General features: G+C 60.7%; 13 protein-coding genes. 5 read left to right on the forward strand and 8 right to left on the reverse strand.

The features are described from left to right. Positions 1-219: 219 nt before the first annotated feature. From qcrB to ctaE, 4 genes are all read right to left on the reverse strand, one after another. Positions 220-1902 carry a cytochrome bc1 complex cytochrome b subunit gene (gene qcrB / locus Q4G32_RS12850; RefSeq protein WP_303351970.1) on the reverse strand — a complete coding sequence of 561 codons (1683 nt, stop codon included), beginning with the start codon at positions 1900-1902 and terminating at the stop codon, positions 220-222. After that, the gene (qcrA, locus tag Q4G32_RS12855; RefSeq protein ID WP_303351971.1) at positions 1902-3002 is read right to left on the reverse strand and encodes a cytochrome bc1 complex Rieske iron-sulfur subunit; all 1101 of its coding nucleotides are present in this window, start codon (positions 3000-3002) and stop codon (positions 1902-1904) included. The genes qcrB and qcrA overlap by 1 nt, the downstream gene beginning before the upstream one ends. A 73-nt stretch (positions 3003-3075) precedes the next feature. After that, a complete protein-coding gene (qcrC, locus tag Q4G32_RS12860) occupies positions 3076-3864 on the reverse strand; it encodes a cytochrome bc1 complex diheme cytochrome c subunit (protein WP_303351972.1) in 789 nt (262 codons plus the stop codon). 50 nt (positions 3865-3914) lie between these two features. Continuing rightward, positions 3915-4556, reverse strand: a complete 642-nt coding sequence (gene ctaE, locus Q4G32_RS12865) for an aa3-type cytochrome oxidase subunit III (RefSeq protein ID WP_303351973.1) — start codon at positions 4554-4556, stop codon at positions 3915-3917. A gap of 301 nt (positions 4557-4857) precedes the next feature. Here ctaE and trpD point away from each other — a divergent pair, with 301 nt between their 5' ends. After that, complete coding sequence (gene trpD, locus Q4G32_RS12870; RefSeq protein ID WP_303352095.1) at positions 4858-5874, forward strand: anthranilate phosphoribosyltransferase; 1017 nt, start codon at positions 4858-4860, stop codon at positions 5872-5874. Positions 5875-5877: 3 nt separating this feature from the next. On the opposite strand, the gene Q4G32_RS12875 is transcribed toward trpD, so the two are convergent. Next, positions 5878-6156, reverse strand: a complete 279-nt coding sequence (locus Q4G32_RS12875; RefSeq protein WP_303351975.1) for an Lrp/AsnC family transcriptional regulator — start codon at positions 6154-6156, stop codon at positions 5878-5880. Positions 6157-6262: 106 nt separating this feature from the next. Then, entirely contained in the window at positions 6263-6694 is a 432-nt protein-coding gene (locus tag Q4G32_RS12880) for a DUF3054 domain-containing protein (protein WP_303351977.1), read from the reverse strand. A 157-nt stretch (positions 6695-6851) separates the two neighbouring features. On the opposite strand from Q4G32_RS12880, the gene tpx reads away from it, so the two are divergent. Both tpx and aroD read left to right on the forward strand, forming a co-directional pair. Continuing rightward, on the forward strand, positions 6852-7346 hold the full coding sequence (tpx, locus tag Q4G32_RS12885) for a thiol peroxidase (protein WP_303351978.1): 495 nt from the start codon (positions 6852-6854) through the stop codon (positions 7344-7346). Between the two features lie 9 nt (positions 7347-7355). Further along, positions 7356-8138 (forward strand): type I 3-dehydroquinate dehydratase, encoded by a 783-nt coding sequence (aroD, locus tag Q4G32_RS12890; protein ID WP_303351979.1) that lies wholly within the window; start codon positions 7356-7358, stop codon positions 8136-8138. Positions 8139-8160: 22 nt separating this feature from the next. Here aroD and Q4G32_RS12895 read toward each other — a convergent pair whose 3' ends face one another. Both Q4G32_RS12895 and Q4G32_RS12900 read right to left on the reverse strand, forming a co-directional pair. Further along, a complete protein-coding gene (locus Q4G32_RS12895) occupies positions 8161-9603 on the reverse strand; it encodes an MFS transporter (RefSeq protein ID WP_303351981.1) in 1443 nt (480 codons plus the stop codon). Between the two features lie 159 nt (positions 9604-9762). Continuing rightward, complete coding sequence (locus tag Q4G32_RS12900) at positions 9763-10596, reverse strand: M57 family metalloprotease (RefSeq protein ID WP_303351983.1); 834 nt, start codon at positions 10594-10596, stop codon at positions 9763-9765. A gap of 589 nt (positions 10597-11185) precedes the next feature. Between Q4G32_RS12900 and Q4G32_RS12905 the strand changes: the two genes are divergently transcribed. Together Q4G32_RS12905 and Q4G32_RS12910 are read left to right on the forward strand one after the other, a co-directional pair. Further along, on the forward strand, positions 11186-12139 hold the full coding sequence (locus Q4G32_RS12905; protein WP_303351985.1) for an alpha/beta fold hydrolase: 954 nt from the start codon (positions 11186-11188) through the stop codon (positions 12137-12139). Between the two features lie 60 nt (positions 12140-12199). Beyond that, positions 12200-12994, forward strand: coding sequence for an alpha/beta fold hydrolase (locus tag Q4G32_RS12910; protein WP_303351987.1), 795 nt, complete (start codon positions 12200-12202; stop codon positions 12992-12994). The last annotated feature ends 11 nt before the right edge of the window (positions 12995-13005 follow it).

Here is a 13005-nt window from a genome sequence, read left to right on the forward strand (position 1 = left end):
CCGAAGACGGCAACCGCTTCCAACACGACTGGGCAGGACGCTGGCGCCCATAACAGGCCCGGGATTTACACACTTTTTGGGGCGTATAACCCGTGAACCTGCGGGGCATGTGAACTGATCAGGGACTCATGGAACGCGTGCGACTCATGGGAAAGGGGGTCCAGGTGCGGCCAATGCCGTACCTGGACCCCCTTTCAGTGGGCCGTCTGCTTCACCACCTCAGTGGTTGGAGGAACTTCCAGCAGATTCCAGCTCGTCAACATCGTGGGTGTGTTGGTGGTGTGCTGCTTCCAGTTCAGCGGGGGTCACGGGCGCCACGCGGTCTTCAAAGAAGAACCGGGAGAGGCGTCCACGTAGTTTCTCCGGGCCGCTGACCTTGCCCTTGGCGTTTTCCTGGGCGGGGTGAACGCGCCGGTCCTCGAAAGCCACCAGGCTGTAGCGCCGGTACTCGTCCAGGGGCTCGTGCACCTCGATGAACTCACCGTGGGGTAGTTGCTGCACGCGACCGGTTTCACGGCCGTGGAGCACGATCTCGCGGTCTTTGCGTTGCAGGGCCAAGCAGATACGCCGGGTGATGATGAACGCGATGATCGGGCCGAAGAAGAACAGGAACCGCAGCAGGTAGATGACATCGTTGACCGCCACGTGGAAATGCGTGGCAATCAAGTCACCGGTGGCTGCGATCATCAACACGCCGTAGTACACCATGGCGGCCACACCCAAACCGGTGCGGGTGGGGGCGTTGCGGGGACGGTCCAGGATGTTGTGCACCCGGTTGTCCTTGGTCACCCACCGCTCAACCCACGGCCACAGGAAGAGTCCAAGAATCATCAGGGTGAGTCCCACCATGGGAATGAGCAGACTCAGAGGAAGGCTCATGTTCCAAAGGCCCACTTCCCATCGGAACGGGGTGTTTCCGGGCATGAGTCGTAACGCACCATCGGCGAAACCGATGTACCAGTCGGGTTGGGAGCCGGCTTGGACGGGGGAGGGATCGTAGGGGCCGTAGTTCCAGATCGCGTTGATCTGCACGATCGAGGCGATGGCGGCCAGGACACCGAAGACGATGAAGAAGAACCCACCGGCCTTGGCCGCATACACCGGGCCCACGGGGAATCCGACCACGTTGTTCTCGGTTCGACCGGGGCCTGGGAACTGGGTGTGTTTGTGCACCACCACCATGAACAGGTGCACCACGATCAACGCCAGGATGATCACCGGCACAATGAACACATGCACGATGTAGAGCCTTCCAATAATGTCCTGACCGGGGAATTCGCCCCCAAATAGCAACATGGAGATGTAGGCACCAACCAGCGGGATGGACTTGGCCATGCCGTCGGCAATGCGTAGGCCGTTGCCGGAGAGGACGTCGTCGGGTAGGGAGTAGCCGGAGAACCCTGCGACCAGGGCCATGACGAACAGCAGGCAGCCGACCACCCAGTTGAGTTCACGGGGGCGGCGGAAAGCGCCGGTGAAGAAGATCCGGGCCATGTGGACCATGATCGCCACGGAGAACAGCAGGGCTGCCCAGTGGTGGAGTTGGCGTAGGAACAATCCGCCGCGGATGTCGAAGGAGATGTGCAGGGTGGAGGCGTAGGCGGCTGACATTTCCACGCCTTGCATGGGGACGTAGTTGCCGGTGTATTCGGTGGTGGCCATGGTGGGGTCGAACCAGAAGGCCAGGAAGGTGCCGGAGAGCAGCAGGATGATGAAGCAGTAGAGAGCGACTTCACCGAACATGAATGACCAGTGGTCGGGGAAGATTTTGCGGCCGAACTCTTTGATCATGGGGGACAGGCCCACGCGGGTGTCCACGAAGTTGGCGATCTTACCCACGTTGGTGTCGGCCTGATACTCAGCGGACGTGCCGTGGGTGGAGGTAGCGGTGGAGGTAGCCATCAGTTACCGTTCTCCTCTTCCATCTCACGAACAGCGATGGGACGCTGCGAATAGGTGGGGCCAACGGGCTCCGGGAAGTCAGCCTGGGCCACCAGGTAACCCTCATCATCCACGCGAATGGGCAACTGGGGAAGGGGGCGTGATGCCGGGCCAAAGATCACTTCACACTCGTTGGCCAGGTCAAAGGTGGACTGGTGGCACGGGCAGAGCAAGTGGTGGGTGTGCTGCTCGTACAGCGCAATGGGGCATCCAACGTGGGTGCAGACCTTGGAGTAGGCAAAAATCCCATCCACATTCCAGTCTTCACGATCGGGGCTCACGTTCACGGTGTCCGGATCCAAGCGCATGAGCAGCACCACGGCTTTGGCCTTCTCATCCAGGTAGCCGTCGTCGTGGCTCAAACCGGACAGGTTTTCCGGCAGAACGTGGAAGGTGGAGCCCAGAGTGACATCGGAAGCCTTGATAGGCGTTCCGGAAGGGTCGCGGACCAGGCGGACACCTTCTTCCCACAGGGTGTGGCGCAGAGGAGTGAGATTGAGCGGACCAAGATCACGCAACAGCCCCACGAACGGCAGGGGAGCCAAGACGGCAGCACCGATCAGGGTGTTGCGGATCAGGGGACGACGCTTGATCCCGGACTCGTCCAGGATGGTGTCCATGATCTGTTCTGCCTCAGCGCGCTGATCTTCGGAGACCAGGTCATGGCGCTCCTCCACCAGCTCGTGGTCCGGCATCAGAGTACGGGCCCAATGCACCACACCAACACCGATACCGAGCATGCCCAGGGCAATGCCGCCACCCAGCAAGAGGTTCTGGAGGCGCAGCGTGGAGGTGACGCTGGGGTCGGTCACCGAGTAAATGTCTCCTTCAACCCGGACACCGTAGTACCCGAGGAAGAAGAGAATTGAGCCGATGATCGAGACGGCGAACAACAGCGCCACCTGACGTTCGGCGCGCTTGGCAGCTGCCGGATTGACGTCAGTGGTGCGGGGGCGGTGCGGAGGCAGACCCGGGTCTTGGAAGGTGTCCGGCGTAGCCGCGTTGCGGTCCAGCACGTTCCCCTTCTTTCCCTGGGGAAGGCCGTCACGGTGGTCAGCCATGTGGTCCCTCTTCTTCTTGTCTAGTGTGAAATGTGGTGCTTGGTTGCCGGATGAACCGGAATCTTGCGTTTGATCAGGCCGACCGTGAGGTCAACCAGACAGCAAAGCTGATGATGATCAACAGACCGATGGTCCAGATGAACAGGCCCTCAGAAACCGGGCCCAGGGAGCCCAGCCCGAATCCGCCGGGATCGGTGTTGTTGTCGATCGTCTTCAGGTAGGTGATCACATCGCGCTTTTCTTCCGGCGTGATGTTGGCATCGTTGAAGACCGGCATGTTCTGCGGACCGGTCTGCATGGCTTCATAGATGTGTGCTTCCTCCACACCCATCAAGGACGGGGCGAACTTGCCGCGGGTCAGAGCACCGCCGGCACCGGCAGCGTTGTGGCACATGGCGCAGTTGGCCAGGAACACCTTGGCGCCGTTGGCGGCATCTCCCTGGGTGACGTCCAGGTATTCATCGTCCGGAACAGCGGGGCCGGCACCCAAGGAGGCAACGTAAGCAGCCAGCTGGCGGGTCTGTTCATCCGTGAACTGCGGAGGCTTGACCTGAGCCTGCGGGCCCTGCATCTGCATGGGCATACGGCCAGTGCCTACCTGGAAGTCCACGGAAGCAGCCCCAACGCCCACCAAGGACGGGCCGGCATCGGAACCTTCGGCGTTCATCCCGTGGCAGGTGGAGCAGTTGGCGATGAACAGCTTGGAGCCCTCATCAACTTCAGCCGCGGTGTAACTGTCCGCAGCCTGAGCCTGGTTGGTGGTGGTGGCGACAGCGTAGAGACCACCGGTCAGGAGCAGGGCGCACAGGAGCAGCGCGAGCAGGGCCAGCGGGTGGCGGCGCTTCTGGGAGAGAGCCTTCACGTCAGAAGATCCTTAAGAGTTGAGCGGAGCGGGACGGAGCTGGTGAGTGGTCATCGCAGGAAGTACACGATGATGAACAACGCGATCCAGATGACATCCACAAAGTGCCAGTAGTAGGAGACCACGATCGCTGATGTGGCCTCGAAATGACCGAACCGCTTGGCCAGGTAGGCGCGCCCAATGATGATCAGGAAGGCCACCAGTCCGGCGGTCACGTGCAAAGCGTGGAAGCCCGTGGTGATGTAGAACGCGGAACCGTAAGCATTGGCGGCAATGGTGATGCCGTGGGACACCAGCTCTGCGTACTCAAAAGTCTGCACGGACACGAACACGGCACCCATGAAGAACGTCAGGATGAACCACTCGATCATGCCCCACTTGGCCACCTGGAAGATGCTGCCGGTGCGGCGCGGCTGGAGTCGCTCAGCTGCGAAAACACCGAACTGGCAGGTCACGGAGGAGAGCACCAGGACGGTGGTGTTGGCGAACGCCAAGGGAATGTTGAGCTTGGCCGCCTCCTCTGTCCACAGCTCAGGCTGGGTGGCGCGGAGGGTGAAGTACATGGCGAACAGACCCGCAAAGAACATGAGCTCGGAGGCCAACCACACGATCGTCCCCACCGCGGTGAGGTTCGGGCGATTGATGGCCGGGGCGGGCTGCCGCGCTGCTGGGGCATGGGTTGCTGTCGTCACGAACGACATTATGTCGCCAAACCGTCCCCCGAACCAACCGAGACACCCCGTGACGGCATCTAAGTTCTGAGTGGCAGCTGCGGTTTGCGGGTGGAACATGCTCTGAATTGCCTCTGACTTCACCGCATCCGCAGTGGTAAACCCCTGAAAATCAGGGCATTTGAGGTGTTGCGCGGCTGTGTCCTCCATGGCAACTTCTGGCAGCAGATGGGTCCCGGATAGAGTTGCCACCGTGACTTCCACAGATCCATCCCAGTTGTATCCATCCGTTGCCCAAGCCACCGCCCTTGACTGGTCACAGATGATCACCGACCTCATGGCCGGTCAAGAACTGACGACTCAACAGACCTACGCGGCCATGGATGCAGTCATGTCTGGTGAGGTGTCCGACGTCGTTCTGGCTGGGTTTCTGGTGGCTCTGCGAGCCAAGGGGGAGACCGTGGGGGAGCTGCGGGGGCTGGCGGACGCCATGGTCTCCCACGCTCGGGAGATTCATGTCCCGGGTCCGGCTGTGGACATTGTGGGTACGGGCGGTGACCGCCTTCGTTCCGTGAACATCTCCACCATGGCCGCGTTGGTGGCAGCAGGTGCCGGCGCAAAGGTGGTCAAGCACGGCAACAGGGCCTCCTCCTCCAAATCTGGCTCCGCTGACTGTCTGGAGGCCCTGGGCGTTCAGCTGGACATGCCCGTGGAAATGGTGGCCTCCTGCGCAGAACATGTGGGGATCACCTTTTGTTTTGCGCAAACCTTCCACCCGTCCATGAAGTACGCAGCGGCAACGCGTAAGCAATTGGGCGTCTCCACGGCGTTCAACGTGCTGGGCCCCATCACCAATCCGGCCCGCGTGACGGCCTCTGCCATTGGTGTGGCAGACCGGAAGCTGGCGCCCATGATGGCAGGGGTGTTCCGTGACCGTGGTGATCGCGCGTTGGTGTTCCGCGGTGAGGACGGCCTGGATGAACTGACCGTCACCGGGAGATCGGAAATCTGGGAAGTGCGCGATTCAGAGATCACTGAGTACGTGCTCGACCCTGTGGATCTTGGGATGGCGCGTGCAACCGTTGAGGATCTACGTGGCCAGGACGCACAGTACAACGCGGCTGTGGCACGGCGGGTCCTGGCGGGGGAGAAGGGGCCCGTGCGTGACGCCGTTCTCCTGAATGCTGGTGCCGCCCTGGTGGCACTCGATGAAGAGGCCACTGAACCGTTTGCCGAACGGTTTGAGACAGCAGTGGCTCGGGCGGCCGACTCGGTCGACACCGGAGCGGCGGCGCAGGTGCTCAATGACTGGGTTCAGCATTCACGTGGCGACAACTGAGGGTCAGTCCATCCCCAGGGAGAAAGCATCGTCCAGATCCAGCTTGCTGTACATCCGGAAGGCAATCTGAGTCACAGTCTCTACTACACCTTCAACCTTTGACAGTCGATCTGCGATGACCACCGCCAGATCATCGTGTTGTTGCACGCGGACCATGGCAATCAGATCCCAGTCGCCGGTCACGGAGTAAACCTCAGATACACCTTTCAACTCTGAGATTTCCTGCGCCACCTCCGGGATGCGTTGCGGGTCGGTGCGGATCATGACAATGGCAGTCAGCATGCGGTTTTCCTTCAGTCCAGTTTTCAGGTGGCCAGTTGTGGGCGGGCGAATTCTGCGGGGGCCAGATGCGGGTGGGGTGATGCTCAGGCAGAGCGTGCCGATCAGTTCAGGTGGTGGTGGAAGTCTTGGGGGCACGGCGCCGCAAGATGAGCCACGCAATCGCACGCCATCCCACCAAAAAGATGAGGAGAACGCTGGCGGCCACCACAATGAATGATGGCTCAACGCTTTCCCCGGACACAGTCCGCATGGTCATGCCGCCCACCACCGTGACCAGCCACAACAGCAGGCCACCTTGGATGGAGATTCCGGGACGCCCAGCCATGGCGATTCCCACCCAACCAACTGCCGCTGCGGCCAGGAAGGGCCATGCGGTGTCCAGGAAACCCAGTGCGCTCTCGCCGTGAGCGGCGCGGCCCACGGCGGCAAACACACAGATCAACAGGACATCTATCAGGACCCACAGGACCACGGCGCCGCGCACATTCTTGACGGGCAGTTTTTCTCCCGTGGCTTGGGGCAGGGGTTCGGGGATCATGAATTTTCCTTTCGGCCCCGTCCTCGGAGCGGTGATCGTGACGATCTTGCTGGTCAGTGAACCTCTGAGGCTCTCAGCCAATCCAGGGCTTCTGCTGTTCTGCCACTAATTTTACGTCAGTGGTCGGCATCACTTCATTCGTGGATAGGGTGGACACATGGAGACTGCATTTCAGGACAATCCCGTACACACCGTTGGTCAGCTGCCCACGCAAGGTTCCACTGCGCCGTCGTACAGCTTGGTGGGCTCCGATCTCTCTGAGGTGACCTCACAAGACTTTGCCGGGCGCCGCGTTGTGCTCAATATTTTTCCGAGCCTGGACACTGGCGTGTGCGCGGCCTCTGTCCGGCGGTTCAATGAACTCGCTGCCGGCCTGGAGGACACCACCGTGCTGTGTGTTTCCGCAGACCTTCCCTTTGCTCAGGAGCGATTCTGCGGAGCGGAGGGAATTGACAACGTTGTGGTGGCCTCCAGCTTCCGATCCACTTTTGGTCAGGACTGGGGCGTGAGCATGGTGGATGGGCCGTTGGAGGGCTTGCTGGCACGCGCCGTCGTGGTTGTGGACGCGGACGGTCGCGTCATCCACACGCAGCTGGTTCCGGAAATCACGGAGGAACCCAATTACGACGACGCCGTCGCGGCGCTGGGCTGAGTGCACCTCATGCCAGCTTCATTGCAGATTGCGGGTCTGACCTTAAGCGCTGAGAATCCGGCCATCATCGTGCCGTTGGTCGGTGAATCCGTGGACGACCTGGTGGCTGAAGCCCGTGCCGCTGTGGAGGTTGGCGCGGATGTCATTGAATGGCGGGCTGATCATTGGTTGGCGGCCAGGGCAGCTGAGGCAGCTGCCGTCGGCGCGCGCGATGTTGCGGATGTCATGAGCCAGTTGCGTCCGATCACAGAGGTGACGCCCGTACTGTTCACGGTTCGGACAGTGGCTGAAGGCGGTCTGGGACCAAGCGACTCGCATTACGGTGCTTTGCTGGAAGAGGTGATCACGCAGGTCGGTGCCGATGCGGTGGACATTGAACACCGCCGCGAAGGTGCACAGGGCCTTTTTGATACGGCCCGCGCCCATGGCGTTCCCACGGTGGCCAGTTTCCACAATTTCCAAGCCACACCGCCGTTGGAGGAGATCTGTGCCATTCTCAGCCAGCAGGAAACCATGGGAGCTGCGGTGGCCAAGGTGGCCGTGATGCCGCAAGACGCTGAGGATGTTGCCACTTTGTTGGCGGCCACGGCACGCCAGGCACAGACTGCGGGCGTGCCGCTGATCACCATGTCCATGGCGGGTGCGGGCGCCATTTCTCGCTGTGCCGGTCACCTGTTCGGATCGGCTGCCACGTTCGGTACCACGGGGCGGGCTTCTGCACCCGGCCAGATCCCGGTGGGAGACCTGAAAACCCTGATCGCAGGTCTTGGTCAAGCCTCCACCGAATCCTGAGCTGCTCTGTCACCCCTCGGTTCTAAAGCCGTGAATTCTGCTGCCGTCTGCGAGTGCCAATGGCATCCACCAGGGCGATGATCAGGGCAAAAATCAAGACCACACCGATCAGGGTGTAGGTGGTGTCAGCTGCCACATGGGCACCGGCGGGCAAGAGGTGGAAGTAGATCCCGGTCATACCCGCAGTGCCCACTGCGGTGCCAATGCGCTGGCCCGTCTGGGTGATGGCCGCTGCTGTACCACCCTGTGACACCGGTACTTCTCTGAGGGTCAGTGTCTGGTTGGGGCTGGTCACCAGCCCACCGCCAATGCCAATGGGGGCCATGGTCACAGCCAGAATCCACAGCGGTACGGTCTGGTTGGAAATCAGCGGGGTCATGATCACCGTGGTGGTCAGTCCGGCCAGCATGATGAGTAGGCCCATGACAACGGTCCACCGGCCAAAACGCACCACCAAGCGTCCGCCAATTTGTGCGGAGACGGCAGTGAGCACCGCTGCGGGAAGGCTCAGGAGGCTGGCAGTCAAAGCGGACTCTTGGAATCCCTGTTGCACCAGTTGGGCCTGGATCACCCAAGTAGAGGTGGCTGCCATGAAGTACACGCCGATCATGAGCGAACCCAGGGTGTAACTGCGGATCTTGAACAGGCTCAGATCCACCATGGGGTGGTGACCACGTGCTTGGTAACGCCGCTCCCACATCACCCAAATCCAGGCCAGGAGAAGGCCCGTGGGCAGCAGTATCCACGCCACCGGGTGATCCGAAGCCAGCATGAACGGCAGCATGATGGTGAGTACGGAGGTCCCCAACAATGCGGCGCCCACCGGATCCACGTCAAGGTCACGTTCCCACGGGCGTTTGGCGCGCAGATCCATCCAGCGCCAGGCCAGCACCATGATGGTTGCTCCCACCGGTACGTTGATGCCCAATGTTGTCCGCCACCCGATGTCCACGGGGAACATACCAAGCAAGAAGCCGCCAATGACTGGCCCCACGGCTACTGCCACGCCCACCACGGCACCGAAGGAGGCAAAGGCGCGGGCACGCTCAACGCCTCGATAGTGCTGTTGAATCAGCCCGGCCACCTGCGGATTGATCAGCCCAGAAGCTACCCCCATGACCACGCGGGCGATATTGAGCCAGATGATGGATGGCGCCAATGCTGCGGCTAATGAGGCCACAGTGAAGAGCGTGATGCCCATGAAAAAGATGCGTTCCCGCCCCAGGAGGTCTCCGGCGCGCCCCGCTGCCACCAGCACAATGCCGAATGACAGGGCGTAGCCGGACAGGATCCACTGCAGACCGGTGTCTGTTGCTCCAAGTCCCTGCTGAATTGAAGGAAGGGTGACATTGACAATGCTCACCGCCATGAGTGCCATGAACAGTGAGGCCAAAAGAATTGCCAGGATTCTTCCGCGATTGGGGTCCGGTTGGGTTGGTGATTCGGAGGTGGTGGGTTGGGACATCACCCGCTTGATGCTACGCCGTTGACGGCCGGGGCCGTGGTGGTCAGCTCAGTCTGACTGGCTGACCACCACGGCCCGGCTTTGGCGCCAACGCTGCGGTGCTAGTTCTGGTGCGTCCTTGAGTCAGCACCGGTGCGTCACTGGCCTAGCGCTGATGGGTCACTGACCGTAGGCGCGTTGCACCCCGCTGCGGTCGTAGGCCGAGAAACTGAGGTTGGCCGAACCACCGTTGCACTGTGGGTAGTGCATGATCGACACCGAATCGTAGGGTGTCAGCGGGGTCCAGTTGTTGTCCTCAAAACATGTTCCGGCTTCTGGGCGCGTGTGTTCGTGGCGGAATCCAAGGACGTGGCCCAGTTCATGGGCCATGATGGCTTCCTGCTGCCAGCCTGACGAGTAGAACTGGTTGGTCACCAGCACGTTTCGCGCAGATTTGGGGCTGTTGGGGAAAAACGCGCGGGCAATGTAACCGGTGGACGATGTTGGCTCCACCGAGAACACCACATTGTTGTTGCTGGTGGTGCAATTGCCGTCCTGGGAGGGCACGTAGCGGAAGTCGACGCCGGAGGTGGCGTTTTCCCACATGGTGCCGCCGCTCTGCATCGCGTTGACCACGGAGGCCTTGCGAGCACCAAAGGTGTTGGACACGCAGTAGGTGAGATTGCGGGCCTGGGTGGCCGGCCACAGCGTTGCGTTCCCGTAGACATCCGTATTTGCTATCAGGTCTCCGGTGCCGCCGGTCTCAGGCGCTACAGGGCCAGCGGGTAGCGACTCGTAGAACGTGAACAGGGATCCGGTGTCTGCAACAGGAATGTCCCCGTCCACAATGTATTGACCGTCTGAATCACGGAATGTGTCTGATTTGAATTGTTGCCAGCTTGGTTTCTGCTCGGATTCATTGGAACCGGTTTGCTGAGCTGACGCCGCAGGTGATGCTGTCAACGTAAGTGCAGCCGCAGCAATGGCAACTCCGATTTTATTGAGGGTTCTCATGCTGGGTCCTTTCCGGGTGAAGTGATCACCCACATGCTGTGGTGGTGGGGCATCTGGCGATCTATGTGGTGACGGGCCCAGTTGTCACCGGCGTGCCGCCTGGACACCCCTTTCAGTTGAAGGACGTTGTGACTAGTCAGAACACGATCAGAATAGCGAGTTGGTGGAGGTGATGTGACGGTAAACCCATAAAGGGGGATAGGTGTATGCACGTGAATGCGCATGTTTTGATTGACACGTCACACGCTAAAATTCGGGGAAGTACTCTGCCGCGCATGCTTCAAGTGGCTTGAAAAATCAGAGTGTAATTCCCTCTGTGGTCAATGCAATTGGGTTGGCTTTCGGGGTGCGTCCCTGGACTTTGGTCCAGGGGTCGAGAATGACAAACTCTCGATCGTGGAGGCCGTGTCCGCGCTGAGGCTTGGATGTAATCAATCTTCGGTAGGCATTCGTGAGATTGCCCCAATTCCTGCAATGGTTCGGTGACATTCCTCCCTGATCTGGGGACGCCAACCTGCGCGGCTCATGCAAGGCCATACGGTTGAATAGGGCTTCAGTGGGGTGGCGATGAGATGGGGGAGGTCTGTCCGTGGAGTACGCCGTGACCGATGTTCACGTGGACACCTACCGCGGGCGATTCGCGGTTCGAGCTGTGGGCAATCCGGGTGGCCAGATTGTGATTGCCGTCCACGGGTTCGCCGATCATCCAGCATCTTTTGATCAGCTGGGTCGGCACCTGGCCGGACATGGCTATGTGACGGTGGCGCCTTACTTGCGTGGCCACGTGCCGTCACCCATGACTGGAGGCATGTCCATTCAGGATCACGCAGCGGATGTCCGGGCGTTGGCCCGTGAGCTCTCACCCGATCAAGCGGTCCGTCTGGTTGGCCACGGCGAGGGTGCATGGATTGTGCATCAGGCCTTGGTCCAGGATCGGGTCGGTGTGACTCCGGCAGATCAGGAACTTGCCGGGGATGATGAGCTGCAAATAACCCCAATTGACGGAACACCGGAATCTCCTAGGATCGGACCAACCGTTTTGCTTGGTTCTCCTGAGCCGCCCGTTGTGCGGGGTCTACTGTTGCGACACCCAGGGCTGGCATGGTCCATGCGTCATCTTGCTTTGCGCCGGACCGGGCGATGGGGGCAGGAGCAAATTCGGAGGAATGAGTTTGCAGCGCTCCCGCACCTGTGGCGTCGCTGGTCACCTGGGAATCACATGCCGGCCCACCACGCGCAGCGCGTGCGTGACATGTATACCCACTCCATGCCGCACCCCCTGAACCTTTTGGATTTGCCTTCCGCTGCCGCCACCACAGAACACACCGGACAGTCTGTACTGTGCATCATGGGTAAGAACGACGCCGCGATTCCGCCTCACCTCCTGCCCGGGCGTCATGCGCGGGCCACTACCAGCCAACTCATTGTGATCGGTAACGCCGGTCACTTTCCGCACCTGGAAGCGCCCGACGCCACTTTTGCAGCCGTCACGGCGTGGTTTGCCGATCGCAGCTTGGCGGAGGTCAGCGGACAGTCAGTTTGAGGGCACTCTGACTGGCGGTGTGCGCTGAATTCGGGTGGGTCGGTGCAATAGCCTGGTTTCATGACGGATGAACGCACGGGCAGCTCAATTCACCTTCAGAGAGTGGGTGATGGACCCAAGAATGTGGTCTTCCTTCACGGGTTGATGGGCCGGGGCAAGAATTTTTCCCGGTTCGCCAAAGAGCTCGCGCAGGAATGCACTGTGCTGCTGGTTGACCTGCCCAACCACGGTTCATCCTCCTGGACGGATTCCATTGACTATGTGTCCATGGCGCGGGAAGTATCGGATGCCGTGGATGCTGAGCTGGGGGAGCAGCCCTACTATCTGGTCGGGCATTCCATGGGTGGCAAGGTAGCCATGACCATGGCGCTGACAACCCCGCAGCGGATCATCAAGCTCATGGTGGTGGACATTTCCCCGGTGCCCAGTTGGAACAGTGGTGGTGAGTTTCCACATCTGTTGGGCAGCTTGCGGTCAGTGGACCTTGAAGCCGTGGCCAATCGTGCAGAAGTGGACGAGCAACTGGCTGAGCCCATCCCGAATCCCACGGTCCGTGGATTTCTGATGCAAAATCTGCGCTTCAAGGATGGTCACTTTGGGTGGCAGCCGAACCTTGACCTGCTCTACGAGAGTCTGGACACCATCGGTGGTTTCCCGGAGTTCCACACCACCTACGACCGTCCCGTGACCTGGGTGGCCGGCAGCGAATCCCGGTATGTCCAGGACGAATACCGGCCAGCCATGAAGAACCTTTTTCCGCAAGTCCGAAAGGTCACGGTCAAGGGCGCGGGGCACTGGGTGCATTCCCAGAAGCCGGAAGAGTTCACACAGCTGCTCCGGCACTTCTTGGATTGACGGTCCCTGTA

The sequence above is a fragment of the Kocuria sp. genome (assembly GCF_030538595.1).
Lineage (GTDB): Bacteria > Actinomycetota > Actinomycetes > Actinomycetales > Micrococcaceae > Kocuria.

Excerpts from the sequence above, each read along its gene's own strand:
- Q4G32_RS12875 (WP_303351975.1), bottom strand. The coding sequence starts at position 6,156 with ATGCTGACTGCCATTGTCATGATCCGCACCGACCCGCAACGCATCCCG.
- Q4G32_RS12880 (WP_303351977.1), bottom strand. The coding sequence starts at position 6,694 with ATGATCCCCGAACCCCTGCCCCAAGCCACGGGAGAAAAACTGCCCGTC.
- qcrA (WP_303351971.1), bottom strand. The coding sequence starts at position 3,002 with ATGGCTGACCACCGTGACGGCCTTCCCCAGGGAAAGAAGGGGAACGTG.
- tpx (WP_303351978.1), top strand. The coding sequence starts at position 6,852 with ATGGAGACTGCATTTCAGGACAATCCCGTACACACCGTTGGTCAGCTG.
- qcrB (WP_303351970.1), bottom strand. The coding sequence starts at position 1,902 with ATGGCTACCTCCACCGCTACCTCCACCCACGGCACGTCCGCTGAGTAT.
- trpD (WP_303352095.1), top strand. The coding sequence starts at position 4,858 with ATGATCACCGACCTCATGGCCGGTCAAGAACTGACGACTCAACAGACC.
- Q4G32_RS12910 (WP_303351987.1), top strand. The coding sequence starts at position 12,200 with ATGACGGATGAACGCACGGGCAGCTCAATTCACCTTCAGAGAGTGGGT.
- aroD (WP_303351979.1), top strand. The coding sequence starts at position 7,356 with ATGCCAGCTTCATTGCAGATTGCGGGTCTGACCTTAAGCGCTGAGAAT.
- Q4G32_RS12900 (WP_303351983.1), bottom strand. The coding sequence starts at position 10,596 with ATGAGAACCCTCAATAAAATCGGAGTTGCCATTGCTGCGGCTGCACTT.
- Q4G32_RS12895 (WP_303351981.1), bottom strand. The coding sequence starts at position 9,603 with ATGTCCCAACCCACCACCTCCGAATCACCAACCCAACCGGACCCCAAT.